Source organism: Pseudomonas sp. C8002, assembly GCF_013385765.1.
Lineage (GTDB): Bacteria > Pseudomonadota > Gammaproteobacteria > Pseudomonadales > Pseudomonadaceae > Aquipseudomonas.
This window is the reverse complement of sequence record NZ_JACAPJ010000039.1, coordinates 53,335-79,871: the sequence shown is the minus strand read 5'-3', so window position 1 is coordinate 79,871 and position 26,537 is coordinate 53,335. Positions and strand designations below refer to the sequence as shown.

Here is a 26,537-nt window from a genome sequence, read left to right as displayed (position 1 = left end):
CAATAAAAAGGAGCACACCACCATGACCCCCGACGATATCGAGCGCATCCGTCGACATCCCGATTTCATCCAGTTGGTACGCCACAAACAGAACCTGTACTGGTCGCTGTCGCTGATCATGCTGGTGATCTATTTCGGGTTTGTGCTGTTGGTGGCGTTCTCCCCGGCTACCCTCGGGCAGTCGTTGAGCGGCGGCGTGACCACCGTGGGCATGCTGGTGGGTGTGGTGATTGTGCTGCTGGCGTTCGCGCTGACCGGCTTTTATGTGTACCGCGCCAACCATGTGATCGACCCGCTGAACGACAAACTCAAGCAGGAGTGCACAGTATGAGCCGGCTGGTAGCGTGGTTTCTCCTGCCGCTGGCATTGGCCACGGACCTTGCAGTCGCCGCCGACGGCGCATCCCGGCCACTGAACTGGAACGCCATCGGCATGTTCCTGGTGTTCGTGCTGTTCACCCTCGGCGTGACTCGCTGGGCCGCCCTGCGCACCCGTTCCGCCAGCGACTTCTACACCGCCGGCGGCGGCATGAGCGGCTTCCAGAATGGCCTGGCGATTGCCGGCGACATGATCTCGGCGGCGTCATTCCTCGGCATCTCGGCGATGATGTTCCTCAACGGTTATGACGGCCTGCTCTACGCCCTGGGCGTGTTGGCCGGCTGGCCGATCATCCTGTTCCTGATCGCCGAGCGCCTGCGCAACCTGGGCAAGTACACGTTTGCCGATGTGGTGTCCTACCGCCTGGAGCAGACCCCGGTGCGCCTGACCTCGGCCTTCGGCACCCTGACCGTGGCGCTGATGTACCTGGTGGCGCAGATGGTGGGCGCCGGCAAGCTGATCGAGCTGCTGTTCGGCATCGACTACCTGTACGCGGTGATGCTGGTGGGCGTGCTGATGGTGTTCTACGTGACCTTCGGCGGCATGCTCGCCACCACCTGGGTGCAGATCATCAAGGCGGTGATGTTGCTGTTCGGCACCACCTTCATGGCGTTCATGGTGCTCAAGCACTTTGGTTTCAGCACCGAGGCGATGTTCGCCGGGGCCACCGCCGTGCACGCCAAGGGCAGCGCGATCATGGCGCCGGGCGGCTTGCTGTCGAACCCGATCGATGCGATTTCCCTGGGGCTGGGCATGATGTTCGGCACCGCCGGATTGCCGCATATCCTGATGCGCTTCTTTACCGTCAGCGACGCCAAGGAAGCGCGCAAGAGCGTGTTCTACGCCACCGGTTTCATTGGCTACTTCTACCTGCTGCTGATCATCGTCGGCTTCGGCGCCATCGTCATGGTGGGTACTGACCCAAGCTTCCGGGATGCCAACGGCGCGATCATCGGCGGCGGCAACATGATCGCCGTGCACCTGGCACAGGCCGTGGGCGGCAACCTGTTCCTCGGGTTCATTTCGGCGGTGGCCTTCGCGACCATCCTGGCCGTGGTCGCCGGGCTCGCGTTGTCCGGCGCGTCGGCGGTGTCCCACGACCTGTATGCCTGCGTGATCCGCAAGGGCCAGGCCAGCGAGCAGCAGGAAATCCGCGTGTCGCGCATCGCCACGCTGTGCATCGGCGTGCTGGCGATCATCCTCGGCCTGCTGTTTGAGTCGCAGAACATCGCGTTCCTGTCCGGCCTGGTACTGGCAATCGCCGCCTCGGTGAATTTCCCGGTGCTGTTCCTCTCGATGTACTGGAAGGGCCTGACCACCCGTGGCGCGGTGACCGGCAGCCTGGCGGGACTGGTCTCGGCCATCGTGCTGCTGGTGCTGAGCCCGGCGGTGTGGGTCAACGTACTGCATTACGACAAGGCGCTGTTCCCCTATTCCAACCCGGCCCTGTTTTCCATGAGCCTGGCGTTTTTCAGCGCCTGGGTCTTTTCCGTCACCGACCGCTCGCCCCGCGCTGCCGTTGAACGCGGGCGTTACCTGGCGCAGTTCATTCGCTCCATGACCGGCATTGGTGCCGCAGGCGCCAGCAAACACTAACTCTCATTTTCCAACCCGGAGGAATCGTGATGTCTCACGCCCCTACCCTGCAAAGTTTTATCGCTGGTCGCTGGATCGGCCAACACGGCGCCCAGGTGCTGCGCAGCGCCATTGACGGCCACGAGCTGGCACGCACTCACGAGGAGCGCCCGGACTTCGCCGAAGCCATCGAACACGGGCGCCGCCAGGGTGTCAGCGGGCTGATGGCCCTGGATTTCCAGCAGCGGGCCCAGCGCCTCAAGGCCATCGCGCTGTACCTGAGCGAGCGCAAGGAACAGCTCTACGCCCTCTCCCACCACAGCGGCGCGACCCGTGCCGACAGCTGGATCGATATCGAAGGCGGCAACAGCACGCTGTTCACCTACGCCAGCCTGGGCTCGCGGGAGTTGCCGTCGGGCAATATCGTCCACGAAGGCCCGGCGATGCAGCTGAGCAAGCTCGGCAGCTTTGCCGGCACCCATATCCTGGTGCCTCGTGGCGGCCTGGTGGTGCACATCAACGCGTTCAACTTCCCGATCTGGGGCATGCTGGAAAAATTCGCCCCGAGTTTCCTGGCGGGCATGCCATGCATCGTCAAGCCGGCCAGCGCCACCAGCTACCTGACCGAAGCCGTGGTGCGCCTGATGGACGAATCCGGCCTGCTGCCACCCGGCAGCCTGCAACTGGTGATCGGCAGCACCGGCGACCTGCTCGACCGCCTGCAAGGCCAGGACGTGGTGACCTTCACCGGCTCCGCCGACACCGCCGCCAAGCTGCGGGTCAACCCGAACCTGATCCGCAACTCGGTGCCGTTCAACGCCGAGGCCGACTCGCTGAACTGCGCGATCCTCGCCCCGGACGTAAGCCCGGACGACGAAGAGTTCGAGCTGTTCATCAAGGAAGTCGCCCGGGAAATGACCACCAAGGCCGGGCAGAAATGCACCGCCATTCGCCGCGCCATCGTGCCGGCCAAACACATCGACGCCGTCGCCACCCGCCTGCGGGACCGCCTGAAAAAAGTTGTGGTGGGCGACCCGTCGGTGGAAGGCGTGCGCATGGGCGCACTGGCCTCCCACGACCAGCAGAAAGACGTGGCCGACCGCCTGGAAAGCCTGTTGCAGAGCAGCGACATGCTGTTCGGCGCCCGCGACGGCTTTGAACCCCGCGGTGAAAACGTCAGCCAGGGCGCGTTCTTCGCCCCGACCCTGCTGCAAGCCCGCGACCCGCATGCAGAAGGCGGCGCCCACGACATCGAGGCCTTCGGCCCGGTGAGCACGCTGATGGCCTACGACGACCTCGACGAAGCCCTGGCCCTGGCCGCACGCGGCAAAGGCAGCCTCGTCGCGAGCCTGATCACCAAAGACCCGCAGATCGCTGCCAAAGCCATCCCGGTGGCTGCCGCGTGGCACGGCCGCCTGCTGGTGCTCGACCGCGAATCCGCCGCCGAATCCACCGGCCACGGCTCGCCCCTGCCGCAACTCAAGCACGGCGGCCCGGGCCGCGCCGGTGGCGGCGAAGAACTCGGCGGCTTGCGCGCCGTGAAACACTACCTGCAACGCGCAGCGGTACAGGGCTCACCGACCATGCTGGCGGCGGTCACCGGCGAGTACGTACGCGGCGCCAAGGTCATCGAGACCGAAGTGCACCCGTTCCGCCGCTTCTTCCAGGACCTGCAGATTGGCGAATCGCTGCTGACCCACCGCCGCACCGTCACCGAGGCCGACCTGGTGAACTTCGGCTGTCTGTCGGGCGATCACTTCTACATGCACTTCGATGACATCGCCGCCAAGGAATCGCAATTCGGCAAACGCATTGCCCATGGTTACTTTGTGCTGTCGGCGGCGGCCGGGCTGTTTGTGTCCCCGGCACCGGGGCCGGTGCTGGCGAACTACGGGCTGGACACCCTGCGGTTTATCAACCCGGTGGGCATTGGCGACACCATCCAGGCGCGGCTGACCTGCAAGCGCAAGATCGACCAGGGCAAGAAGAGCCCCCAGGGCATTCCGCAAGGCGTGGTGGCGTGGGATGTGGAGGTGACCAACCAGTTGGGTGAGCTGGTGGCCAGTTATGACATCTTGACGTTGGTGGTCAAACGCGAGGAGTGAGTGCTGAGACCAATGTGGGAGCTGTCGAGCCCCAGCGAGGCTGCGATGGGATCACCGCGCCGTACCTGCCAGACTGCGGCGCCTGCATCGCAGCCTCGCTGAGGCTCGACAGCTCCCACAGTTGATCCCAGTTGATCAGGAGCGTGTGTTCGTATCCCGTGACGCCCTGCGTCACCACTGAACAGATTGATTTTTTATTCCGCACGACACACCTTAGCGAATCGTTTTTCTAAAAGGTGACGCCCGCAGTGTCCGATTTTCCGACTCTCAAAACCGAACGCCTGACCCTCAGAGAACTTACACAGGAGGATGCGGTGGGGTTGTTTGCGATTCATAGCGACGCTGAAGCAATGAAGTGGTTCGGTGCCGACCCAATCACCGCGCCTCATCAAGCGGAGCAACTGATCGAGCTGTTTGCCAGTTGGCGCACCTCACCCAATCCGGGGATTCGCTGGGGGATTGAGGACATAGCCACGGCAGCGCTGATCGGCACCTGTGGTTTCTTCAAATGGAATCGTGCGTGGCGCAGTTGCGCCATCGGGTTTGAGATGGCGCAATCGGCACAGGGACAGGGGCTCATGAAGGAGGCGGTTTACGCCGCCCTTCGATGGGCGTTCCAGCACATGGAACTCAACAGGATCGAGGCGCTGGTTCATCCTGACAACGCTCGGTCACTGAACCTGCTTGAGAAAGCCGGGTTCGTGCGTGAAGGAACGTTGAGGCAGGCGGGTTACTGGAACGCAGCTCATCAAGACCTGGTTCAGCTTTCGCTGCTGCGTGGGGAGTGTGAGTACCTTTAGTGTCAGCGCGCGGTCCGGCGGTAAACCAGCGTATCGCGTACGCCGAAGTACTCGCAGCGCCGCGCGCCTTGAAGGGTTTCCACCCATTCAAACCCCGTTGCCTCAGCCAGTCGTTGACTGGATATGTTCGCCGAAGAAGTGGTCAGGCGCAGTGTGTGCCCGCTCAACTGCGAAACCAGAGCGGTCAATGCCTCCCTCATCAGCCCATGACCGGCGTGTGCCTGATTGCCCCAATAGCCAACTTCGTAGCTGTGAATCTCATCGGCCAGCGGCAGCAGGCCGATACAGCCCACCAATGCCTGGGGCTCGTCGCGAGATAACAGGAAATACCGTTTCTCCCCGACAGGCGCATCGAAGTCTTTGGCCGCGCGCTGCAGGCTTTCCTGCGTGTCCTCCCGCGTCCAGTGCGGCTTGCTCCATACGAGAAACCGGCGGTGCAGTGCGTAGCTGGCGTTCAAGGCATCGGCGAGTTTTTCAGCGAGCGCCACATCAGGCGCAACCAGGGTCATCCGGTCAGTTTGCAGGGTTGTGGGCAGCGGCGCCTGCTGTTCAATGGTTTGCACCCACACGAATCCTTCGTCTTCACTGGGTGGTTCGAGCATGCTGAACACGCTTTTCAGCGCGTCCTCCGGCACCTTTTTGTCGGCATTGCGTTGGGCATTTCGCGATAACGCCAGCTCCAGCGGTGCGCTCACCAGGATGCCGATCACCGGGACTGCATAGTGCCTCGCGATGGACAGCAGCTCCTGCCGATGACGACGCGCCGGCAAAGCAGCATCGAAGACGATTGCGCCGTGCCCCAATCGCTCAAGGTTTTCCGCCACCCAGCGAGATTTGCCCGCCCCCTGCACGCCCATGACCACGTACACATGAGTGCCCTTTGCCGCCTGTGACAGCTCGTGCCTCAACCGCGCATACGCGAGCTGCCATGCCTGTCGATTTCGTTCAGGCGTGAATTCCCTGCCGAACTCGGTTTCCAGATAGTCGTCAGGGTTGATCACCAAGGGCAAGTCCATCGACCGATCCTCCATCAAAAAGGCACGTCGCCCAAAATCGTCGCGCGGTGCATCACCCGCCTTTGCGGTCGGTAATCATCAATCGCGTAATGCTGGGTAATGCGGTTATCCCAGAACGCTACATCATTCGCCTTCCATCGCCAACGCACGGTGAATTCCGGACGGCTCACGTGGCTGAACAATAACCGCAACAACGCATCACTTTCCGCCGCCTCAAGCTCATTGATCCGCGTGGTAAAGCCTTCATTCACAAACAACGCCTTGCGCCCGGTGGCAGGATGCGTCCTGACCACCGGGTGTGACAGCGGCGGGTGATCCTTCCGGGCTTTTTCGTAGCGCGCCAATGCTTCGGGCGTGCTGCCGAAGCGCTCGGTGGGAAATGATTTGGTCAATTCGTGGGTGGCGGTCAGGCCGTCGAGCAGTTGCCTGACGGGGGCCGATAACCCTTCAAACGCAGCCACGCCATTGGCCCACAACGTATCCCCGCCGAACGCAGGCACTTGCCTGGCCGCCAACACGGAGCCCATCGCCGGTGCGGCGAGGAAGGTCACATCGGTGTGCCAGATGGCGTTGTCGCGGACATCGGTCACGGCGGTGTCGATCAGCAGCAGTTCCGGGTGCCGGTCAACGTGCGGGTAAATCGGATGCCGGTGCAAATCACCAAACCGCGCGGCAAATGCCACGTGCTGCCCGGGGGTAATGGCCTGGTTACGGAAGAACAACACCTGGTGCTGCAGCAGTGCTTGCTCCACCCAGTCGTGTTGTTGATCCGTCAGAGGCAGGGCCATATCCAGCCCCTCAACCTCGGCGCCGATGGTAGGGCCAAGGGGATGAAGCGTCAGGCCCATGATTATTCTCCGATGAACTTGTCGCTGACGAAGGCGGAATAGTCAGGCAGGACCTTTTCGATTTTTCCCTGCTCTTTCAGAAATTCGGCGGTCTTGCCGATTTCCCTGGCGGTGCCACCGGCGAGGTATTGCGCGCTTTTTTGTTCGGCGGCCGTCGGGAACGACGAGCCTTCGAGCAGCTCGGGAATGTCCGCAGCGTTGGCGCCTGTGAGTCGGGCGATGCTTTTCACGGGGGCAGAATCAGCGGTCCAGTCTTTTTTATGCGCGGCGTAATCGGCAATCGCCGCCAGGCTGACCCTGGCAAAATCGGCAACGACCTTCGGATTCTTTTCAGCGAAATCCTTGCGCGCTACCCACACCTCAAAGGTCGGGGCGCCCCAGTTGGAAACTTCGGCAGCATCCGTGAGGATCTTGCCGGTCTTGCGGATTTCACCCAGGGCAGGCGACCAGGTAAACGCCCCGTCGATATCGCCGCGGGCCCAGGCGGCGGTGATTTGTGCCGGTGTCAGGTTGACGATGTTGACTTTGCGCGGGTCCAGGTTCCAGTGCTTCAGCGCGCCCAGCAGGCTGTAATGGGAGGTCGACACAAAGGGCACGGCGATGGTTTTGCCGATCAGGTCATCAGGGGTCTTGATCCCGCTGCCGTCGCGAACCACCAGGGCCTCGGAACTGCGAATCTGCGCGCTGACAATGAACGCCACCAGCGGCATGTTTCGCGAAGCCGCCGCGGCCAACGGGCTGGAACCCAGGTTGCCGATCTGCACATCACCGGAAGCCATGGCGGCCAGGACGGCCGGGCCCGCGTCGAATCTGCGCCAATCGATCTTCTGGCCGATACCTTTTTCATATTCGCCATCGGCGATGGCGCGTTTGATCGGGTCGATGCCGTTGATGTAGCCGATGGTGAGGTCAGCGGATTGAGCGCTTAGGGAGAGGACAGCGAGGCCCACGGCCGAGAGGAGGTTGCGGGCCAGTTTCAGCGTGTTCATTTTTATAGATTCCTGAGCGGATAAGACTTGAACAGCGCGGACTCCGGCTCTCCAAGGGTCAACTCAGTTAGATGATATTGATCTATAAAAAATAAAATAAATAATTTTATGGAATTAGCTTAGAGCTTCTGCAGGAGCGATCAAGCTCGCTCCTGCAGGGTCATGTCACTCTTGGACATCCATGAACTCTTTGGCCCAGCTCACGTAGGTGTCGGGGAACGTGTAGGTGTGGGTCAGTTCGCTGGCGGTCAGGTTTGACGTGCTGCGCGTCAGGTTGCGCTGTTCGCGAAGGCTGTCGTAGGTGGCCTTGATCGAGGCGAAGTACGCGCCGTGGCCGGCAACCACAATCCGCACACCCAGTTTGGCCAGGCGTTCGTTGTCATTGAGATGCGGGTTGGCGTAGGTCACCAGCATCAACGGCACCGTCAGGCCTTCGGCGATCTGTTCAAGGTGGTCGAAGTCACGGACACCCACCATGCAGATGCCGTCTGCGCCAGCCTCTTGATACGCCTTGGTGCGATGGATAACGTCTTCCACCGGCAATACGGCGGCGTTGGTCCGGGCGATGATCGAAAGCTGCGGATCGACCCGGGCCTCCAGGGCCGCCTTGACCTTGCCCACGCCCTCTTCCGTGCTGATGAGGTCGGTGGATTTGCGCCCGAACTGCGCGGGCAGCAGGGTATCTTCAATGGTCAGCGCCGAGACGCCAGCACGCTCCAGTTCCTGGACGGTGCGCATCACGTTCAGTGCATTTCCGTAGCCGTGGTCGGCGTCGGCGATCACCGGAAGCTGCGCCACCCGGCCGATGCGGGTGGCCTGCTCGACGAACTCACTCAGGGTAATCAGCGCGAAGTCCGGTGCAGCCAGGACCTGTAATGACGCCACCGAGCCTCCCAGGATGCCGACTTCGAAGCCCAGGTCTGCAGCGATCCTGGCGGACATCGGGTCGAACACCGAGGCGGTGTGAAAGCAGTGTTGGGAGGCCAGCAGCTCGCGAAACGAGCGCCGTAGATCCTGGTGGGAAATTTTCGACATGTTCACTCCTCACTGTCGCCGTATACGCGGGAACGACCAGTGCCAATTCAAAAGTAAGGCTAGCGTATCACGCCGGAAAAAGATGGTTGATGACGTTTGAGAAACTTATACATCACGCTTGGCGGGGGGAAGCCCGCCGCCATTATTTCAACCGTCCCGCCTCACCCAGCCAGGTTGACGCGCCCTGTTGCAACCATTCGGTGGCGGCGGGATTGTGTTTGACCCGGCTATCCAGGAACGCCACACCCATGGCCTGAATCGCGGCCACCTGCTTGGGGTCCGGCGCCGGTTCGCCCGCCATCGGGCCGCCGCCGCCAGGTTTGGCGCCGTGCTTGTGCCCCCGCCCCTTGGGCGCGTCGCCAGACGAAGCACTGCCCTTGTCGGCCCTTTTCGCCGGCCGGCTGAACAGCTCGCTCCCGGACAAGGTCTTGTGCGTCGCACTGTTCAACTCCAGCTGAACACTGCCCGCCGCTGTCACCGACTCGCCCAACACCTCTCGCTGACGGTAAGAGCTGACCCAGTTGAACGGGTCTTCATCCTGCTGGCCGGTCATCGACAGCACGGGCGCCGTTATCCGGGCAAACACGTCCGGCCGGGCATCGGCGTCCACATAAGGGCTGAGCAGCAACACCGCCTTGGGTTGAAGCCCGACACCCGGGGTGGCCCCGGGCTCCAACGCCCCGGCGAGTGCCTCAGCGGTCTGCGCGCCAAAATCAAAGCCGGCCACCACCACCTGGTTCCAGTCGATGGCCGCCAGTTGCGCGTCGCCTTTGGCGGCCCGTGCCCGAACTTCGCTCAGGACTTTCTGCAAGGTCGACAGCCTGTCACGCAGGGCGGCGGCGGAGTAATGACTGCTCGCCATCCCGCGAAAGTCGCCATATAACGCCTGCTGCGAGGCAAAGATCGACTGATCATGGGCGGGCTCCTGAACCGACAACACCGCATAACCGGCCTGCGCCCAAGCCTTGCGCCACGCCACCCCGCCCGAGGCCGGCTCACCCAAACCCGGCAAGTAGATAATCAGCGGCAGGCGCTCATGGGTCACCGGTGCCAGCCACGCAACGTTCACCGGTTGCTTATCGAGCTGCCAGGTCGCGCCCCAGCCGGACGTTTCATAATGGGACGGTTGATACGCGGTGCTCAGTTCCTTGTTGACCCGCTCGCTGAATTCGGCCCGCGGGTTTGGCGGATCGCCCGCACACCCCGCAATCAATCCCAGGCTGCCCACCAGGGCGCTCACCGCCAGCCAGTACCGAGGTTGAAGGTTCATTCGATTCACACCGCCGTTCAGTTCAAGGTAACTGGCAGCCTAACCGACCCGCCGGCGAACGCAGCACCCGCGCAGGTAAAGAATGGGTAAAGCGTGACGGCACGATGGCCCTCTTCGCGGGTCTTTGTTTTATCAAAGCCGGAAAAATTTCAAGGAGACGCCTGTGAGCATCAGAGACAATCCCGAGGACTATCAGGATCTCAAGCGGGCCGTCGGTTTGCTGGAGTCACCCTCCCTGACGGCCAGGCTGTCCGGCATGATCGGCTCCCCGATTGAAAGCGCGGTAAAGGCATTGCCGGGGGTGGTTTCCAAACGGATCAATGGCGCGGTGGCGGCAGCGCTGCATTCATCCGCCGGCGCGGCGCTGAAAAGCCTGGACAACAGTCCGAGAAAACCGGCCTCGACCCGGCTGCACAAGGCTTTTGCGGCCACCTCGGGCGCCATCGGCGGGGCCTTCGGTTTCGCGGCGCTGTTTATCGAGCTGCCGATCTCCACCACCATCATGATGCGCGCGGTCGCCGACGTGGCGCGCAGCGAGGGTTTCGACCTGGGCGACTTTTCGACCAAACAAGCCTGCATCGAGGTGTTTGCCATGGGTGGCACCAGCCAGGCCGACGATGCAACGGAGACCGGTTACTACATGACCCGCAGCTTCACCACCCAGGCCATGCAACAACTGTCCAAGGAACTGGCGGGGATCGCCGCCAAGCAGGGCTCCAAGGCCATCAGCAGCTTGTCCCCGGGCCAAGCCGGGAAATGGCTGGCGATCCTCATCGATAAAGTCGCGACACGTTTTGGCTTTACCATTTCCAGCAAGTTCGCAGCCCAGGCCGTTCCCGTGATGGGCGCCTTTACCGGGGCGACAATCAATGCACTGTTCACCCACTTCTACCAGGACATGGCGCGGGGGCACTTCATCGTTAAACGGCTGGAAGAGAAATATGGTTTTGAGCCCATCAAGGATGCGTACATGGCCATCAAGGCGGCGCCACGGGTGAACTAGAAGCGCGGAAATGCCGGAAAAATTTTTAATGCCGTGCATCCACTTCGCTGCCCCGCGCGTACATTCATCCGCAGGGCGCAAGAATTAGGGAGATACGCAGGAAGAGATCACCCGGACGCCATACCCTTGAGCTATCTGATGAATAGAAAAACAACATCATAATGATGGCACTGTCTGATACCTTGTTGTACGAACATAACCACTTTGAGGATTGTCATGGGCGAAGGCGCTCCTATTCCGCCGAATGAAATTGAACGGCTAAAAGAGGTCGCGAAATTTTGTCCAACCGACAGCGATAGTGATGATGTATTTGAAAAGATCGTCGAGATGGCGTCTGCCTATTACAACGCCCCCATCGCACTGATTTCAATTGTCGATAAACACCGGCAATGGTTCAGGGCACGCGTGGGAATTACAGAAACGCAGACACCGCGAGAAGTGTCTTTTTGCGCCTACTCTACCCTGGACAACGCCCTGCTGGAGGTGTCGGACGCAACGCTGGATGCCCGCTTCAAAGACAATCCCCTGGTCACGGGGCCGCCGCATATTCGTTATTACGCGGGCGCGCCATTGATCACGGAGGATGGCTTTACCCTGGGAAGTCTCTGCATCATTGATACTGTCCCCCGCCCTCCCATGAGCGAGCGTGACAGTGCAATGCTCAACGACTTTGCCGAGCTGGTCATGATGCGCATACAGGGCATGCGGTCCCGCAACTTCGTAGACCAACCCACGGGGCTATTCAATCGACTCAGGCTTGAGGAAGATATACGTCAAGCGCTTAAGCTTGAAAACGCGTGCCATGTGTACGCAGTTGACATTATCTCGCCAAAGTTTCTCAACGATATTGTAAAGGCCCTGGGCTACAGCTTTGCCGGAGACCTGGTTCTGGCGATCAAATCTCGCCTGCAAAACCTGTTACCCGCGCAGTGCCTGCTTTACAAAATCAGCCCGACGCGGTTTGGCTTCATCCTAGAGGAGAATCAAACCACCGAGCACATCTGCGAAAGTATTCTCAAGGACTTCAAAAAGCCTGTTGAATGCCACGGCATCCCCATCCTCATGCAAGTCGGGATTGGCGTGCTGCCCCTTCACCACTCCGGCCAGCAAGACTGGCTGCGCCTGCTGGTGAGTGCGGCAGATGAGGCGCGTGACCGCAAGCTGGGATGGTCTCTTTATGAACCCCAGTTTGATGCGGCTCAACAACGCGCGTTCATGTTGCTGAGTTCGTTGCCGGAAGCGGTCAGCTGCGACAAACAGTTCAGCCTGGTGTATCAGCCCAAAATCAAACTGCCCTCGGGAAGCTGTGATTCGGTAGAGGCATTGCTACGCTGGAACCATCCGTTGCTTGGCCCCATCAGCCCTGCCGAGTTCATCCCCCTGGCCGAAAAAACCGCGTTGATACCGTCCGTTGGATTATGGGTGCTCAAGGCAATCATCCGGCAAGCTGCAGCCTGGAAAGCACAAGGCGTGCGCCTGCGAATAGCGATGAACATTACCGTCAGCGATCTGGAAAGCTCCGAGTTCGTGGACGCGATGATTCATGAGCTTCACCGGCATGACCTTGACCCTGCCGACTTTGAACTTGAGTTTACCGAAAGCATGTTGATGACCAACCCTGAGGAAGTCATCCGGCAACTGCAGCGCGTTCGGCAGATTGGCATAGAGGTCGCGGTTGATGATTTCGGCACGGGCTACAGTAACTGGGCGTACCTGAAGGAACTGCCGGCCACTACCGTCAAGCTGGATCAATCATTGATCAGCGGGCTGGGCAGCAATCAAAATGACAAGCAGTTGGTTAAAACCCTGATAGGCCTGGCGAAAGGGCTCGGCTACCGAGTCGTTGCCGAAGGCGTAGAAAACCAGGAAATCCTCGACCTCTTGATACAGTGGGGATGTTCCGAAGCGCAGGGCTACCTGATAGCAAAGCCCATGACCGCAACGGACCTGGAAACCTGGATAAGCCAAGGCCGCTAGCGAACAGGCCCACAGCGTGGGCCTGTAAACGTCAGGCGCCAGTGTCAGGCCAGTTCAAAGCGATCCAGGTTCATCACCTTGGTCCAGGCCGCCACGAAGTCCTCGACGAACTTCTCCTCGGCGTCGGCGCTGCCATAGACTTCGGACAGCGCCCTCAACTGGGCATGCGAACCGAACACCAGGTCGACCCGGGTGCCAGTCCACTTGACGGCACCGGTCTTGCGGTCATGCGCCTCAAAGGTATCGTGGCTGCCGGTGACTGGCTTCCATTCAACGCCCATGTCCAGCAGGTTCCTGAAGAAGTCATTGGTCAGGGTTCCCGGGCGCTCGGTGAACACCCCGTGCTTGCTTTCCCCGACATTGATACCCAAGACCCGCAGTCCGCCCAACAGCACCGTCATTTCGGGTGCGGTCAATGTCAGCAGTTGCGCCTTGTCGATCAGCAACGCTTCGGCCGACACCTTGTAGTGCCCCTTCTGGTAGTTGCGAAAGCCATCGGCGACCGGTTCAAGGAAACCGAACGACTCGACATCCGTCTGCTCTTGGGAAGCATCCGTGCGCCCTGCCGTGAAAGGCGCCGTGGTCTGGCGGCCGGCATTTTTTGCCGCCAACTCAACTCCCACGCTGCCCGCCAGCACGATCAGATCGGCCAGGGAAATCTTTTTGCCTCCCGTCTGTGCGGCATTGAAGTCGCCCTGAATAGCTTCGAGACGCTTCAGTACGCCCGACAGTTGCTCAGGCTGGTTGACCGCCCAGTCCTTCTGCGGAGCCAGGCGCAGGCGCCCGCCATTGGCTCCTCCGCGTTTATCGGAGCCGCGGAAGGTGGACGCCGCTGCCCATGCCGTCGAAACCAGCTGCGAGACCGTCAGCCCCGCGGCGAGAATCTTCTGCTTGAGCGCCGCCACATCCTGCTCATCCACCAGTGGATGATCGACCGCAGGAATCGGGTCCTGCCACAGCAACTCTTCCGCGGGGGTTTCCGGGCCGAGATAACGCGCAAGCGGGCCCATGTCGCGGTGGGTAAGTTTGAACCAGGCACGGGCAAAGGCGTCTGCCAGTTGGTCCGGGTTGGCCAGGAAACGTCGGGAGATTTGTTCGTACGCCGGATCGAAACGCAGCGCCAGGTCCGAGGTCAGCATGCTCGGCGCATGCCGCCTGCCGGCATCATGGGCATCCGGAACCTTGCCGGCGCCGGCACCGTTCTTCGGTGTCCACTGATGGGCGCCCGCCGGGCTCCTGGTCAGTTCCCATTCAAAGCCGAAGAGGTTTTCGAGGTACTCATTGCTCCATCTTGTCGGCGTCGAAGTCCAGGTCACCTCCAGCCCGCTGGTGATGGTGTCACCGCCCTTGCCGCTGCCGAAGCTGTTTTTCCAGCCCAGCCCCTGCTCTTCCAGGCCAGCCGCTTCCGGTTCCGGGCCGACGTTATCCGCCGGACCTGCGCCGTGGGTCTTGCCGAAGGCGTGACCGCCGGCGATCAGGGCTACGGTCTCTTCGTCATTCATCGCCATGCGACCGAAGGTTTCACGGATATCCTTCGCCGAGGCGACCGGATCCGGAACACCTTCAGGCCCTTCCGGGTTCACGTAGATCAAGCCCATCTGCACAGCGGCGAGGGGATTTTCCAGGTTGCGCTCACCGCCTCCGGTGCGGCTTTCTTCGTTGCCATGGTTCTGCGGTTCAGCCACCAACGGACCATCACCCGGCTGCTGCATTTTCTTTTGCACGCCGTAACGCTCTTCTCCCCCCAGCCACGTGGTCTCGGCGCCCCAGTAAACGTCCTCGTCCGGCTCCCAGACATCCGGGCGACCGCCGGAGAACCCGAAGGTCTTGAACCCCATGGACTCCAGCGCGACGTTACCGGTGAGTACGATCAAATCGGCCCAGGAAATCCGCCGGCCGTACTTTTGCTTGACCGGCCAGATCAGGCGACGGGCCTTATCCAGGCTGACGTTGTCAGGCCAGCTGTTGAGCGGTGCAAAGCGCTGCTGACCGGAACCGGCACCGCCGCGACCGTCGGCGGTACGGTAGGTCCCGGCGCTGTGCCAGGCCATGCGAATGAACAGCGGGCCGTAATGGCCAAAGTCCGCAGGCCACCAGTCCTGGGATTGCGTCATGACATCGCGCAAATCCTGCTTGACCGCTTCGAAGTCAAGGCTCTTGAACGCCTTGGCGTAATCGAAGCCCTGACCCATGGGGTCGCTGAGGGAGGAATGCTGATGCAGGATCTTCAGGTTCAGTTGCTGGGGCCACCAGTCTCGGTTCGTGGTGCCGCCACCCGCAGCGTGGTTGAAAGGGCATTTCGATTCAGTTGACATGCTTGGCACACCTTTTAGTGACGTTTTCAAAGATTAGCCTCGTTCGCAGAAAACTCTAATAGCTGCAACGTTATCCCCTGATAGACCTGTTCTTGGGATTGAAAGCCGTCCTGGGGCCCCGCCCTGCATAAGAGCCACTGGGATCTCAAGACCAGAAAAAGCCATCCGCTCGACCTTTTATCGCGCGAACCCATCTTCAGTTTGCTTGCAGCTCTTGCGCTTGCGGTATTATGGTATACCATCATACACAAACCAATCAGCACCCAGGTGGAGCAGCCATGAGTTTTGAAATCCGCAAGATCGTCAGCTATGTAGAAGAAACCTTTATTGAAGGCGGCAAGGCCTCCGACACGCCAGTGACTATGGTGGGCCTGGCTGTCGTCCTGAAAAACCCGTGGCTGGGTCGCGGTTTTGTCGAAGACCTGAAACCGGAAATCCGTGCCAACTGCTCGGATCTCGGCGCACTGATGGTGGAGCGCCTGATTGGCATTATCGGTGGTGCAGACAATATCGAAGCCTATGGCAAGGCCGCCGTGGTCGGTGCCGACGGTGAAATCGAACACGCCTCGGCAATCATCCATACCCTGCGCTTTGGCAACCACTACCGCGAAGCGGTCAAGGCCAAGAGCTACCTGAGTTTTACCAACAAGCGCGGTGGCCCGGGCACATCGATTCAAATCCCGATGATGCACAAGGATGACGAAGGGCTGCGCTCGCACTACATCACCTTGGAAATGCAGATAGAAGATTCCCCGCGTGCCGACGAGATCGTGGTGGTCCTTGGGTGCGCCGACGGCGGCCGCCTGCACCCACGCATCGGCAACCGTTACATCGACCTGGAAGAGCTGGCAGCCGAGAAAGCCCAGTAAGCAAGACCGGTCACCCAAACAAAAAACATGCAGGAGCGCTCCATGATTCAGCTCACCGCTGATCGCACCCCGGCTGGCACCAGTTATCTGGCGACCGGCCAAGGCCAGCCTGTGGTTTTGATCCACGGCGTGGGCCTGAATAAAGAAATGTGGGGCGGGCAAGTCGTTGGCCTGGCCACGAATTATCGCGTGATCACCTATGACATGCTGGGCCATGGCGCCAGCCCGCGCCCGGCTGCCGGCACCCCGCTGCTGGGGTATGCCGACCAGTTGCTGGAACTGCTCGACCACCTGCAACTGCCTCAGGCAACGGTGATCGGGTTTTCCATGGGCGGCCTGGTTGCGCGGGCGTTTGCCTTGCATTACCCCGAACGCCTGCAAGGCCTGGTGGTGCTCAACAGTGTGTTCAACCGCAGCGCCGAACAGCGTGCCGGGGTGATCGCACGCACTGCCCAGGCCGCCGAGCATGGCCCGGATGCGAATGCCGAAGCCGCGCTGTCACGCTGGTTCAGCCGCGAGTACCAGGCAGCCAACCCGGCGCAGATCGCTGCGCTGCGTGAAACCCTGGCGGGCAACGACCCCCAGGGCTACCTCACCACGTACGAGCTGTTCGCGACCCAGGACATGTACCGCGCCGACGACCTCAAGGGTTTGCGCGCGCCGACCCTGGTCGCCACCGGTGAACTCGACCCGGGCTCGACCCCGGAGATGGCCCGGCAACTGGCCGATCGCATTCCCGGTGCGACGGTTGCAGTGCTGGCCGAGCAACGGCATATGATGCCAGTGGAATCGCCGCGGCTGGTCAACCAACTGCTGCTGGGCTTTCTTGACACGGTGTACACCCAAAAAAATCCAATAAAGGGGATCGTTGCATGACACTCGCACGCTTCCAGATGTGCATCGGCGGTGAATGGGTCGATGCTCTGTCCGGCAAGACTTTCGACAGCCTCAACCCGGCCCTGGCCGAACCCTGGGCGCAACTGCCCGACGCCGACGAGACGGATGTGGAGCGCGCCGTGCAGGCCGCGCAAAGCGCCTTCGACAGCCCGGCCTGGCGTGGCCTCACCGCTACCGCGCGGGGCAAACTGCTGCGCCGCCTGGGAGATTTGATTGCCGAAAACAAGGAACAACTGGCACAGCTCGAAAGCCGCGACAATGGCAAGCTGATCCGCGAGACACGCGGTCAGGTCAGTTACCTGCCGGAGTTCTTCCATTACACGGCAGGCCTGGCCGACAAGCTTGAGGGCGGCACCCTGCCGCTGGACAAGCCGGACCTCTTCGCCTACACCGTGCACGAAGCCATGGGCGTGGTGGCCGCGATCATTCCATGGAACAGCCCGCTGTACTTGACCGCGATCAAACTCGCGCCGGCCCTGGCAGCGGGTAATACCATCGTGATCAAACCGTCGGAGCACGCCTCGGCGACCATCCTCGAACTGGCGCGCCTGGCCCTGGAGGCTGGCATTCCGCCGGGCGTGGTCAATGTGGTGACTGGCTACGGCCCAAGCACCGGCGCCGCCCTCACCCGCCACCCTTTGGTGCGCAAGATCGCCTTTACCGGCGGCGCAGCCACGGCGCGGCACGTAGTACGCAGCAGCGCCGAGAACTTCGCCAAGCTGTCGCTGGAACTGGGCGGCAAGTCACCGAACATCATCTTTGCCGATGCCGACCTCGACAGCGCCATCAATGGTGCGATTGCCGGGATATACGCGGCGTCGGGGCAAAGCTGTGTGTCTGGCTCGCGCCTGCTGGTGCAGGATGAAATCTACGACGAATTCGTCGAGCGCCTGGTAGAGCGCGCCAAACGCATTCGCATCGGCAACCCGCAGGACGACGCCAGTGAAATGGGCCCCATGGCCACCGCACAGCAACTGGCCGTGGTCGAAGGCCTGGTGGCGGATGCCATCGCTGAAGGTGCGCGCCTGCGTACCGGTGGCAAGCGTCCGCAGAACCTGGGCGAAGGCTGGTTCTATGAGCCGACCCTGTTCGAGTGCGACCGCAACTCGATGAAGATCATGCAGGAAGAAGTGTTCGGCCCGGTGGCCTCGGTCATCCGTTTCAAGGACGAAGCCGAAGCCCTGGCCATCGCCAACGACTCTCAGTTCGGCCTCGCCGCCGGCATCTGGACCCGCGACCTCGGTCGTGCCCACCGCCTGGCCCGCGACGTGCGTTCGGGGATTATCTGGGTCAACACCTACCGCGCCGTCTCGGCCATGGCGCCCATTGGCGGCTTCAAGAACAGCGGCTATGGACGTGAAAGTGGCATCGATTCGGTACTGGCTTACACCGAGCTGAAGACGGTGTGGATCAACCTTTCCCAGGCGCCCATGCCTGATCCTTTTGTGATGCGTTAAGAGACCCCGACCATGATCGAACCCGGCATTTACAAAGACGTCATGAGTTCATTCCCGTCCGGGGTGACGGTCGTCACTACCCTCGACCCGGATGGCGGCATCGTCGGCATCACCGCCAGCGCATTCAGTGCGCTGTCGATCGACCCGGCACTGGTCCTGTTCTGCCCCAACTATGCATCGGACACCTATCCGATCCTGCGCGACAGCAAGCGCTTTGCGATTCATTTGCTGTCCGCCGACCAGACCGCCGAAGCCTATGCCTTTGCCAGCAAGGGCAAGGAAAAGGCCAAGGGCATCGAGTGGCACTTGAGCGAACTGGGCAATCCGCTGCTGGCCAAGGCAACGGCGATCATCGAGTGCGAGTTGTGGCGCGAATACGACGGTGGCGATCACGCGATCATCGTCGGAGCGGTGAAAAACCTGATCCTGCCCGAGCAACCGGTCACACCGATGATCTACCACAAGGGCAAGCTGGGCCCGCTGCCCACCCTGGCCTGAGGAGCTGATTGATGAGCGACGACAAGTACCAACGGGGCCTGAAAATCCGTACGCAAGTGCTGGGCGAAGCCTATGTGCAACGTTCGATCGAGAACGCCGACGACTTCACTCGCCCCCTGCAGGAGATGGTCACCGAATACTGCTGGGGCCATGTGTGGGGCCGTGAGGGTTTGTCGCTTAAAGAACGCAGCATGATAAACTTGGCGATGATTTCGGCCCTCAATCGGCCCCATGAACTCAAGCTGCACGTGCGCGGCGCCTTGCGTAACGGGCTGAGTCGTGAACAAATACGCGAAATTCTGCTTCAGGTCGGCATTTATTGCGGGGTTCCCGCCGCCGTGGACAGTTTCCGACTGGCCCGTGAAGCCTTCGCCGAAACCGACGCCGAGGCCTCCAGTTAACCGCAACATTCAGAGCAGCCCCCATGAAACGCCTGCCACTCGACGACAGCTTCAAGGTCAATCACAACCCGGTCACCCTGCGCGAAATCGTGCTGGCAAAACTGCGCAGCGCCATCATGAACTTCCAACTGCTGCCGGGTGACCGCCTGGTGGAACGCGACCTTTGCGACCGCCTCGGCGTCAGCCGCACCTCGGTGCGCGAAGCCTTGCGTCACCTGGAGTCCGAAGGCCTGGTGGAGTTCGCCGATGCCAAGGGCCCGCAAGTGGCGATCATCACCCTGGCCGATGCCGTCGACATCTATGAACTGCGTTGCGTGCTCGAAGGCTTGATCGTGCAGTTGTTCACCCTGCGCGCCAAGGCCAAGGACATCAAGGCACTGGAAAAAGCCCTCGAGGAAAACCGCAAGGCCCTCAAGGACGGTGAGCTGCAACAGGTCATTGATTCGGTACAAGGATTCTACGACGTGTTGCTCGAAGGCTCCGGCAACCACGTGGCGGCCACCCAACTGCGTCAGTTGCAGGCACGTATCAGCTACTTGCGCGCGACCTCGGTATCCCAGGAAAACCGTCGCGGTACCAGCAACCAGGAAATGGAGCGTATGGTCCAGGCGATCAAGAGCGGCGACCCGCTCGCCGCCCACCAGGCCTGTGTCGACCACGTGCGCGCCGCCGCCGCCGTGGCCCTGGATTACCTCAAGCGCAAGCAGGAAGAGACCGGCAAGATCCCCGAGATCACACTGCCCATCGCCCTCAAAGAACCGCGCATAGGTCACTGACCATGCCCAGCCCCAGTTTTTGCCCGACATGTGGCAGCAGTGACCTCGGTCACCAGCTGCCACCGGGTGATACCCATGAGCGCCTGATGTGCCGGGGCTGCGGCTACATCCACTACATCAACCCGAAGATTATCGCCGGCTGCATCATCGAGCAGGACGGCAAATATCTGCTTTGCCAGCGGGCCATCCCGCCGCGTCCTGGCACCTGGACGCTGCCGGCCGGCTTCATGGAAGGTGGCGAAACCACTGAACAGGCCGCACTACGCGAAGTCTGGGAAGAAAGCGGCGTACGCGCGGAGATCCTCTCGCCCTACTCGATTTTCAGCGTGCCGAAGATCAGCGAGGTGTACATCATCTTCCGCGCCATCGCGCTGCAGATCACCGGCCAGTTCGGGCCGGAGACCCTCGACTACAAGTTCTTCGCGCCCGAGGACATTCCCTGGGACAGCATCTACTACCCGGCGATCCGGCAGATCCTCGAGCGTTATATCGAGGAACGCCAGGCTGGGGTGTATGGCATCTACATCGGTAACGACGACAGCGGCAAGATTCACTTCATCCGCTGATCGTCAGACCCGACACGGATCAAAAATGTGATGTATGCCTGATACCCCTAAGGCACCAGCCCTTCCACGATGATGATCTGCGCCTCGCCCGCCCCTTCACGACGCGCCTTTGCCTCCTGATACTCCGCAGACTCATAACAGGCCAGCGCCTGCTCGTAGCTGTCGAACTCGATCACCACATTACGTTGCCTGGCAGGCCCGCCTTCCATCGCGGCGCTGCGCCCGCCCCTGGCCAGGAAGCGCCCGCCAAACTTCGCGAAGGCCGCAGGCGCGCGCTGGGTGTACTGCGTGTACTGCTCTGCATCGGACACATTTACATGGGCAATCCAGTAAGCCTTCATCGTGACATCCTCTTGCTTGGTTTTGTGGTATACCATAATACATACAACCAATAAATCGAGCAGCCACCATGTCTTTCAACAACATCGCAGACATCATCGAAGACTACCGCCAAGGCAAAATGGTGCTCCTGGTGGACGACGAGGATCGGGAGAACGAAGGCGACCTGTTGCTGCCCGCGGTGTGCTGCACCGCCGAGACTATCAGCTTCATGGCCCGGGAAGCGCGTGGCCTGATTTGCCTGACCCTCACCGACGAACACTGCCAGCGCCTCGGCCTGCAGCAGATGGTGCCGAGCAATGGCAGCGTGTTCAGCACCGCGTTTACCGTGTCCATCGAAGCCGCCACCGGCGTGACTACCGGCATCTCCGCCGCCGACCGGGCGCGCACGGTGGCCGCGGCCGTGAATGCCGATGCGGGGCCGGCCGACATCGTGCAACCGGGGCATATTTTCCCGTTGCGCGCCAAGGATGGCGGCGTTTTGACGCGCGCCGGGCACACCGAAGCCGGTTGCGACCTGGCGCGCCTGGCCGGGCACACACCAGCCTCGGTGATCGTCGAAGTGATGAACGATGACGGCACCATGGCACGTCGCCCTGACCTTGAGGTGTTCGCGCACAAGCATGGGATCAAGATCGGCACCATCGCCGATCTGATCCACTACCGCCTCAGTACCGAGCGCACCGTAGTGCGCATCGGCGAGCGCGACCTGCCCACAGTGCACGGCACGTTCCGCCTGATCACCTTTGAGGACCGCATTGATGGCGGCGTGCACATGGCGATGGTCATGGGGCAGTTACACCGCGACACGCCCGCCCTGGTGCGCGTGCACGTGATCGACCCGCTGCGCGACCTGGTGGGCGCCGAGTATAGCGGCCCCTCCAACTGGACCTTATGGGCCGCCCTGCAACGCGTCGCCGCAGAAGGCAGCGGCGTGGTGGTGGTGCTGGCCAATCATGAATCCTCCCAGGCCCTGCTCGAACGCGTCCCGCAGTTGACCCAGACGCCGCGCCAGTTCAGCCGTTCGCAGTCGCGGATCTATTCGGAAGTCGGCACCGGCGCGCAGATATTGCAGGACCTTGGCGTCTGCAAGCTGCGCCACCTTGGCCCTCCGCTGAAATACGCCGGGCTGACAGGCTACGACCTGGAGGTGGTGGAAAGCATTCCGTTCACCGAATGACGGATAACCGGTAAGGCAAAGTGCTTGCACAAAGCTTGGAATACCATAATATGATATTCCATCGACCGAGTACTTTTGCCAAGTGCGCATGCCAGGGATAGCGCCAGTAACAAGCCTTGGTACGGTCGACTTTTGAGGCTTCGCAATAGCGGCTTCGAGAGACCTACTGCTCCCGATAGGCGGGCATTACCAGGCCCGCTCAATAACAAAACAAATGAGGGCGTGAAAATGGTGTTGAACAAACGTGCAACCGCGATGCTGTTCGCGGGTTTGCTGGCCACGGCCACTCACGCGGCCCTGGCGGCCGAAAGCGTCAATTTCGTGAGCTGGGGCGGTAGCACCCAGGATGCGCAAAAGCAGGCGTGGGCCGATCCTTTCAGCAAGGCCAGCGGGATCACTGTGGTGCAGGACGGTCCCACCGACTATGGCAAGCTCAAGGCCATGGTCGAGAGCGGCAACGTGCAGTGGGACGTGGTAGACGTGGAGGCTGACTTCGCCTTGCGCGCCGCCGCTGAAGGGCTGCTCGAACCCCTGGATTTTTCGGTGATCCAGCGCGACAAGATCGACCCGCGGTTTGTCTCCGACCATGGCGTCGGCTCGTTTTTCTTCTCCTTCGTACTCGGCTACAACGAGGGCAAGCTCGGCGCTGGCAAGCCACAGGACTGGGCCGCGCTGTTCGACACCAAAACCTACCCCGGCAAACGTGCCCTCTACAAATGGCCAAGCCCTGGCGTGCTCGAACTGGCGCTGCTGGCTGACGGCGTTCCCGCCGACAAGCTCTACCCCCTGGACCTGGACCGCGCCTTCAAGAAACTCGACACCATCAAGAAAGACATCGTCTGGTGGGGCGGCGGCGCACAGTCCCAGCAACTGCTGGCCTCGGGCGAAGTCAGCATGGGTCAGTTCTGGAACGGCCGCATTCATGCCCTGCAGGAAGATGGCGCACCCGTAGGCGTAAGCTGGAAACAGAATCTGGTGATGGCGGACATCCTGGTCGTGCCTAAAGGCAGCAAAAACAAAGGCGCGGCGATGAAGTTCCTGGCCAGTGCCAGCAGCGCCAAGGGCCAGGCCGACTTCTCTAACCTGACCGCTTATGCACCGGTGAACATCGACAGTGTGCAGCGCCTGGACTCAGTGCTGGCGCCCAACCTGCCGACGGCGTATGCCAAGGACCAGATCACCCTCGATTTCGCCTACTGGGCCAAGAACGGTCCGGCCATTGCGACACGGTGGAATGAATGGCTAGTCAAATGAAAATGACGGCAACCACGCCGACCGGGAGCGCCCTCGGCGTTGCTGGCGCAGTTTCCTGCAAACCAGGTGCGCCATCCCTGGCGCAGCGCTGGCGGGGGTCGAGCAACCTGATCCCGGCGCTGCTGTTCCTCGGCCTGTTCTTCCTCGCGCCGCTGATCGGCCTGTTGCTGCGCGGCGTGCTGGAGCCCGTACCGGGCCTTGGCAACTATGAGCAACTGTTCGCTAACTCGGCATACGCCCGGGTACTGCTCAATACCTTTTCGGTGGCCGGCCTGGTGACCCTGTTCAGCCTGTTGCTGGGCTTCCCGCTGGCCTGGGTGATTACCCTGGTACCACGCGGCTGGGGGCGCTGGATCCTGAACATCGTGCTGCTGTCGATGTGGACCAGCCTGCTCGCCCGCACCTATTCATGGCTGGTATTGCTGCAAGCCTCCGGGGTGATCAACAAGGCACTGATGGCGATGGGCATCATCGACCAGCCGCTGGAGATGGTGCACAACCTGACCGGTGTGGTGATCGGTATGAGCTACATCATGATCCCGTTCATTGTGCTGCCATTGCAGGCAACCATGCAGGCCATCGACCCGATGATCCTGCAGGCCGGCTCCATCTGCGGTGCCAGCCCTTGGACCAACTTCTTCCGGGTGTTCCTGCCGCTGTGCCGACCGGGGTTGTTTTCCGGCGGCTTGATGGTGTTTGTGATGTCCCTCGGTTACTACGTCACCCCGGCGCTGCTCGGCGGCGCGCAGAACATGATGCTGCCTGAGTTCATCATCCAGCAGGTGCAGTCGTTCCTCAACTGGGGCCTGGCGAGTGCCGGCGCCGCATTGCTGATCTTTATCACGCTGGTGCTGTTCTACTTCTACCTGAAGCTTCAGCCGGAATCCCCGGTTGGCGCCAGCAACGCGAGGTAAGCCGTCATGCTCCTGACTTCCAATGCCATGAGCCGCAGGATGCGCCTGGGCCTCTACACCACCACCGGCATGATTGGCCTGTTCTTGCTGTTGCCGATCGTGTTCATCGTGTTGCTGTCGTTCGGCTCGTCCCAATGGCTGGTGTTCCCGCCACCGGGCTGGACGCTGAAATGGTACGGCCAGTTCTTCTCCAATGCCGACTGGATGAACGCGGCGGTAGCGAGCCTCAAGGTTGCGGTACTGACCACCGTGTTCGCCGTGGCGCTGGGCCTGCCCACCGCATTTGCCCTGGTGCGTGGGCGATTTCCTGGCCGCGAGTTGCTCTACGGCCTGTTCACCCTGCCGATGATCGTGCCGTTGGTGATCATCGCGGTGGCGGTGTACGCACTGTTCCTCAAGCTCGGCTATACCGGCACGATGTTCGCCTTTGTAGTGAGCCATGTGATTGTCGCGCTGCCGTTCACCATTATCTCGATCATCAACTCGCTCAAGCTGTTCGACCAATCGATTGAAGATGCGGCGGTGATCTGCGGCGCATCGCGCCTGCAGGCCGTATTCATGGTGACATTCCCGGCGATTCGCCCGGGAATGGTGGCCGGCGCGTTGTTCGCCTTTCTCGTCTCATGGGACGAAGTGGTGCTCAGCGTGATGATGGCCAGCCCGACCCTGCAAACCCTTCCCGTAAAAATGTGGACCACCCTGCGCCAGGACCTGACGCCTGTGATTGCCGTCGCCTCGACGTTGCTGATCGGCCTCTCGGTGCTCGTCATGGTCATCGCCGCCGCCCTTCGCCGGCGCACAGAAACCCGCGCTTGAGCGCCCAGGAGCAAGACATGAGTGCAGTGATCCAAGATACCGCGCAAAACCATGGCCAACCCCTGGTCAGCTTGCGCAACCTGAACAAGTACTACGGTGAATTTGCCGCCGTGGATAACATCTCGCTGGACATCAAGGACGGCGAATTCCTGACCTTCCTCGGCTCCAGCGGCTCTGGCAAAAGCACCACCCTGTCGATGCTCGCAGGCTTTGAAACGCCAAGCAGCGGCGAGATCCTGGTGAGCGGCCAATCCCTGGTCAATGTGCCGCCGCACAAACGCGACATCGGCATGGTGTTCCAACGTTACTCGCTGTTCCCGCATTTGTCGGTGCGCGACAACATCGCCTTCCCCCTGGCGATTCGCAAACTGGCCAGCGCCGAGCGCGAGAAGCGCGTCGACGCCATGCTCAAGCTGGTGCAGCTTGAGCAATTTGCCCATCGCCGCCCTTCGCAACTCTCCGGCGGCCAGCAGCAACGCGTCGCCATCGCGCGGGCGCTGGTGTACGAGCCGCGCATCCTGCTGATGGACGAACCCCTCGGCGCCCTCGACAAAAAACTGCGTGAAGACCTGCAGGACGAACTGCGCCAATTACATCGGCGCCTGGGCATCACCATCGTCTACGTAACCCACGACCAGGAAGAAGCCATGCGCCTGTCCCAGCGCATCGCGATTTTCAGCCACGGCAAGATTGTCGGCCTGGGCAGTGGCTACGACCTGTACCAGAACCCGCCAAATGCGTTTGTAGCCTCGTTCCTCGGTAACTCCAACTTCCTCAAGCTCAAGGCGCAGGGGAATGCGGTGGCATCGTTTGAAGGCCAATCGCTGTCGATCCGCCTGACCAGCGGCTTGCAAACCGAGCAGGAGGTGCTGTTGATGGTACGCCCGGAAAAAGCCTTGGCGCTGAGTGTCGAGCAAGCTACCGAGCAGGCATTGGCGGCGGGTTGGAATGAGGTGTCAGCGATTGTAGGCGAGGTGCTGTTCCTCGGCGAAAGCCAGACCTGCACCGTGAAAACCCTTGGCGGCACCTCGATGACAGTCAAGGCGTTGTCTGCTGCGGGCATGCCACTCAAGGCCGGCGACCCGGTGCGCGTGCGCTGGGCCACGGCGGATGCTTGCGTCTATACCGCATGGGCTGAAAGCGATCTGAACAAGGCCGCCGGCGCCCATTGAGTCACCCTTGGGCCGCCACAACGTCGGGTTGTGGCGGCCTTTTTTTGCCTGCTAACAATGGACCTGGCCGGATGTCATTGATCATCA

25 protein-coding genes are annotated in these 26,537 nt (G+C 61.3%); 18 read left to right on the top strand and 7 right to left on the bottom strand.

Annotated features, from left to right (window positions below):
- Positions 1-22: 22 nt before the first annotated feature.
- The 4 genes from HX814_RS29455 (at position 23) to HX814_RS29440 (ending at position 4,858) form a co-directional block, all read left to right on the top strand.
- Positions 23-331 (top strand): DUF485 domain-containing protein, encoded by a 309-nt coding sequence (locus tag HX814_RS29455; protein WP_177009350.1) that lies wholly within the window; start codon positions 23-25, stop codon positions 329-331.
- Positions 328-1,974 (top strand): cation acetate symporter, encoded by a 1,647-nt coding sequence (locus HX814_RS29450; protein WP_003208909.1) that lies wholly within the window; start codon positions 328-330, stop codon positions 1,972-1,974. Before HX814_RS29455 ends, HX814_RS29450 begins: the two co-directional genes overlap by 4 nt.
- Before the next feature lie 29 nt (positions 1,975-2,003).
- On the top strand, positions 2,004-4,058 hold the full coding sequence (gene paaZ, locus HX814_RS29445; protein WP_177009351.1) for a phenylacetic acid degradation bifunctional protein PaaZ: 2,055 nt from the start codon (positions 2,004-2,006) through the stop codon (positions 4,056-4,058).
- Between the two features lie 248 nt (positions 4,059-4,306).
- Complete coding sequence (locus HX814_RS29440; RefSeq protein WP_177009352.1) at positions 4,307-4,858, top strand: GNAT family N-acetyltransferase; 552 nt, start codon at positions 4,307-4,309, stop codon at positions 4,856-4,858.
- 2 nt (positions 4,859-4,860) lie between these two features.
- On the opposite strand, the gene HX814_RS29435 is transcribed toward HX814_RS29440, so the two are convergent.
- The 5 genes from HX814_RS29435 to HX814_RS29415 form a co-directional block, all read right to left on the bottom strand.
- The gene (locus HX814_RS29435) at positions 4,861-5,874 is read right to left on the bottom strand and encodes a GNAT family N-acetyltransferase (protein ID WP_177009353.1); all 1,014 of its coding nucleotides are present in this window, start codon (positions 5,872-5,874) and stop codon (positions 4,861-4,863) included.
- 14 nt (positions 5,875-5,888) lie between these two features.
- A complete protein-coding gene (tauD, locus tag HX814_RS29430; protein WP_087694292.1) occupies positions 5,889-6,722 on the bottom strand; it encodes a taurine dioxygenase in 834 nt (277 codons plus the stop codon).
- A 2-nt stretch (positions 6,723-6,724) separates the two neighbouring features.
- A complete protein-coding gene (tauA, locus tag HX814_RS29425) occupies positions 6,725-7,711 on the bottom strand; it encodes a taurine ABC transporter substrate-binding protein (RefSeq protein ID WP_087694293.1) in 987 nt (328 codons plus the stop codon).
- 165 nt (positions 7,712-7,876) lie between these two features.
- Complete coding sequence (locus HX814_RS29420; RefSeq protein ID WP_003208921.1) at positions 7,877-8,746, bottom strand: oxaloacetate decarboxylase; 870 nt, start codon at positions 8,744-8,746, stop codon at positions 7,877-7,879.
- 142 nt (positions 8,747-8,888) lie between these two features.
- Positions 8,889-10,016, bottom strand: coding sequence for an alpha/beta hydrolase (locus tag HX814_RS29415; RefSeq protein WP_177009354.1), 1,128 nt, complete (start codon positions 10,014-10,016; stop codon positions 8,889-8,891).
- Positions 10,017-10,179: 163 nt separating this feature from the next.
- Between HX814_RS29415 and HX814_RS29410 the strand changes: the two genes are divergently transcribed.
- Positions 10,180-11,019, top strand: coding sequence for an EcsC family protein (locus HX814_RS29410; RefSeq protein WP_177009355.1), 840 nt, complete (start codon positions 10,180-10,182; stop codon positions 11,017-11,019).
- Positions 11,020-11,235: 216 nt separating this feature from the next.
- Positions 11,236-12,996 (top strand): EAL domain-containing protein, encoded by a 1,761-nt coding sequence (locus HX814_RS29405; protein WP_177009356.1) that lies wholly within the window; start codon positions 11,236-11,238, stop codon positions 12,994-12,996.
- Positions 12,997-13,040: 44 nt separating this feature from the next.
- Here HX814_RS29405 and katG read toward each other — a convergent pair whose 3' ends face one another.
- Positions 13,041-15,311 (bottom strand): catalase/peroxidase HPI, encoded by a 2,271-nt coding sequence (gene katG / locus HX814_RS29400; RefSeq protein ID WP_177009357.1) that lies wholly within the window; start codon positions 15,309-15,311, stop codon positions 13,041-13,043.
- A 278-nt stretch (positions 15,312-15,589) separates the two neighbouring features.
- Between katG and HX814_RS29395 the strand changes: the two genes are divergently transcribed.
- Genes HX814_RS29395 through HX814_RS29365 form a run of 7 tightly spaced genes read left to right on the top strand, consistent with a single transcriptional unit; the run spans position 15,590 to position 20,775 of the window.
- Entirely contained in the window at positions 15,590-16,180 is a 591-nt protein-coding gene (locus HX814_RS29395) for an amino acid synthesis family protein (RefSeq protein ID WP_087694298.1), read from the top strand.
- A 42-nt stretch (positions 16,181-16,222) separates the two neighbouring features.
- Complete coding sequence (locus tag HX814_RS29390; protein ID WP_102368700.1) at positions 16,223-17,056, top strand: alpha/beta fold hydrolase; 834 nt, start codon at positions 16,223-16,225, stop codon at positions 17,054-17,056.
- Positions 17,053-18,534 carry an aldehyde dehydrogenase gene (locus tag HX814_RS29385; RefSeq protein WP_087694300.1) on the top strand — a complete coding sequence of 494 codons (1,482 nt, stop codon included), beginning with the start codon at positions 17,053-17,055 and terminating at the stop codon, positions 18,532-18,534. Before HX814_RS29390 ends, HX814_RS29385 begins: the two co-directional genes overlap by 4 nt.
- A gap of 12 nt (positions 18,535-18,546) precedes the next feature.
- The gene (locus tag HX814_RS29380) at positions 18,547-19,032 is read left to right on the top strand and encodes a flavin reductase family protein (protein WP_010567340.1); all 486 of its coding nucleotides are present in this window, start codon (positions 18,547-18,549) and stop codon (positions 19,030-19,032) included.
- A gap of 11 nt (positions 19,033-19,043) precedes the next feature.
- Positions 19,044-19,433, top strand: a complete 390-nt coding sequence (locus HX814_RS29375) for a carboxymuconolactone decarboxylase family protein (RefSeq protein WP_087694301.1) — start codon at positions 19,044-19,046, stop codon at positions 19,431-19,433.
- Positions 19,434-19,456: 23 nt separating this feature from the next.
- A complete protein-coding gene (locus HX814_RS29370) occupies positions 19,457-20,209 on the top strand; it encodes a GntR family transcriptional regulator (RefSeq protein WP_087694302.1) in 753 nt (250 codons plus the stop codon).
- A 2-nt stretch (positions 20,210-20,211) separates the two neighbouring features.
- Positions 20,212-20,775 (top strand): NUDIX hydrolase, encoded by a 564-nt coding sequence (locus HX814_RS29365; RefSeq protein ID WP_087694303.1) that lies wholly within the window; start codon positions 20,212-20,214, stop codon positions 20,773-20,775.
- A gap of 47 nt (positions 20,776-20,822) precedes the next feature.
- Here HX814_RS29365 and HX814_RS29360 read toward each other — a convergent pair whose 3' ends face one another.
- The gene (locus HX814_RS29360; protein ID WP_087694313.1) at positions 20,823-21,116 is read right to left on the bottom strand and encodes a DUF1330 domain-containing protein; all 294 of its coding nucleotides are present in this window, start codon (positions 21,114-21,116) and stop codon (positions 20,823-20,825) included.
- 68 nt (positions 21,117-21,184) lie between these two features.
- Here HX814_RS29360 and ribBA point away from each other — a divergent pair, with 68 nt between their 5' ends.
- The 5 genes from ribBA (at position 21,185) to HX814_RS29335 (ending at position 26,450) form a co-directional block, all read left to right on the top strand.
- Positions 21,185-22,294, top strand: a complete 1,110-nt coding sequence (ribBA, locus tag HX814_RS29355) for a bifunctional 3,4-dihydroxy-2-butanone-4-phosphate synthase/GTP cyclohydrolase II (RefSeq protein ID WP_087694304.1) — start codon at positions 21,185-21,187, stop codon at positions 22,292-22,294.
- A 228-nt stretch (positions 22,295-22,522) separates the two neighbouring features.
- Positions 22,523-23,548 (top strand): ABC transporter substrate-binding protein, encoded by a 1,026-nt coding sequence (locus HX814_RS29350; protein WP_087694314.1) that lies wholly within the window; start codon positions 22,523-22,525, stop codon positions 23,546-23,548.
- Positions 23,545-24,462, top strand: a complete 918-nt coding sequence (locus tag HX814_RS29345) for an ABC transporter permease (protein WP_168197505.1) — start codon at positions 23,545-23,547, stop codon at positions 24,460-24,462. Before HX814_RS29350 ends, HX814_RS29345 begins: the two co-directional genes overlap by 4 nt.
- Before the next feature lie 6 nt (positions 24,463-24,468).
- Positions 24,469-25,278, top strand: coding sequence for an ABC transporter permease (locus HX814_RS29340; protein WP_177009358.1), 810 nt, complete (start codon positions 24,469-24,471; stop codon positions 25,276-25,278).
- A gap of 17 nt (positions 25,279-25,295) precedes the next feature.
- The gene (locus HX814_RS29335; RefSeq protein WP_087694307.1) at positions 25,296-26,450 is read left to right on the top strand and encodes an ABC transporter ATP-binding protein; all 1,155 of its coding nucleotides are present in this window, start codon (positions 25,296-25,298) and stop codon (positions 26,448-26,450) included.
- Positions 26,451-26,537: the final 87 nt, after the last annotated feature.

Bases quoted from the DNA above. Each gene is read 5' to 3' on its own strand.
- HX814_RS29345 (WP_168197505.1), top strand. From the start codon at position 23,545: ATGAAAATGACGGCAACCACGCCGACCGGGAGCGCCCTCGGCGTTGCT.
- HX814_RS29405 (WP_177009356.1), top strand. From the start codon at position 11,236: ATGGGCGAAGGCGCTCCTATTCCGCCGAATGAAATTGAACGGCTAAAA.
- HX814_RS29335 (WP_087694307.1), top strand. From the start codon at position 25,296: ATGAGTGCAGTGATCCAAGATACCGCGCAAAACCATGGCCAACCCCTG.
- HX814_RS29380 (WP_010567340.1), top strand. From the start codon at position 18,547: ATGATCGAACCCGGCATTTACAAAGACGTCATGAGTTCATTCCCGTCC.
- HX814_RS29420 (WP_003208921.1), bottom strand. From the start codon at position 8,746: ATGTCGAAAATTTCCCACCAGGATCTACGGCGCTCGTTTCGCGAGCTG.
- HX814_RS29370 (WP_087694302.1), top strand. From the start codon at position 19,457: ATGAAACGCCTGCCACTCGACGACAGCTTCAAGGTCAATCACAACCCG.
- HX814_RS29340 (WP_177009358.1), top strand. From the start codon at position 24,469: ATGCTCCTGACTTCCAATGCCATGAGCCGCAGGATGCGCCTGGGCCTC.
- HX814_RS29365 (WP_087694303.1), top strand. From the start codon at position 20,212: ATGCCCAGCCCCAGTTTTTGCCCGACATGTGGCAGCAGTGACCTCGGT.
- HX814_RS29360 (WP_087694313.1), bottom strand. From the start codon at position 21,116: ATGAAGGCTTACTGGATTGCCCATGTAAATGTGTCCGATGCAGAGCAG.
- tauD (WP_087694292.1), bottom strand. From the start codon at position 6,722: ATGGGCCTGACGCTTCATCCCCTTGGCCCTACCATCGGCGCCGAGGTT.
- katG (WP_177009357.1), bottom strand. From the start codon at position 15,311: ATGTCAACTGAATCGAAATGCCCTTTCAACCACGCTGCGGGTGGCGGC.
- paaZ (WP_177009351.1), top strand. From the start codon at position 2,004: ATGTCTCACGCCCCTACCCTGCAAAGTTTTATCGCTGGTCGCTGGATC.
- tauA (WP_087694293.1), bottom strand. From the start codon at position 7,711: ATGAACACGCTGAAACTGGCCCGCAACCTCCTCTCGGCCGTGGGCCTC.
- HX814_RS29390 (WP_102368700.1), top strand. From the start codon at position 16,223: ATGATTCAGCTCACCGCTGATCGCACCCCGGCTGGCACCAGTTATCTG.
- HX814_RS29415 (WP_177009354.1), bottom strand. From the start codon at position 10,016: ATGAACCTTCAACCTCGGTACTGGCTGGCGGTGAGCGCCCTGGTGGGC.
- HX814_RS29435 (WP_177009353.1), bottom strand. From the start codon at position 5,874: ATGGACTTGCCCTTGGTGATCAACCCTGACGACTATCTGGAAACCGAG.
- ribBA (WP_087694304.1), top strand. From the start codon at position 21,185: ATGTCTTTCAACAACATCGCAGACATCATCGAAGACTACCGCCAAGGC.
- HX814_RS29385 (WP_087694300.1), top strand. From the start codon at position 17,053: ATGACACTCGCACGCTTCCAGATGTGCATCGGCGGTGAATGGGTCGAT.
- HX814_RS29450 (WP_003208909.1), top strand. From the start codon at position 328: ATGAGCCGGCTGGTAGCGTGGTTTCTCCTGCCGCTGGCATTGGCCACG.
- HX814_RS29455 (WP_177009350.1), top strand. From the start codon at position 23: ATGACCCCCGACGATATCGAGCGCATCCGTCGACATCCCGATTTCATC.
- HX814_RS29350 (WP_087694314.1), top strand. From the start codon at position 22,523: ATGGTGTTGAACAAACGTGCAACCGCGATGCTGTTCGCGGGTTTGCTG.
- HX814_RS29375 (WP_087694301.1), top strand. From the start codon at position 19,044: ATGAGCGACGACAAGTACCAACGGGGCCTGAAAATCCGTACGCAAGTG.
- HX814_RS29395 (WP_087694298.1), top strand. From the start codon at position 15,590: ATGAGTTTTGAAATCCGCAAGATCGTCAGCTATGTAGAAGAAACCTTT.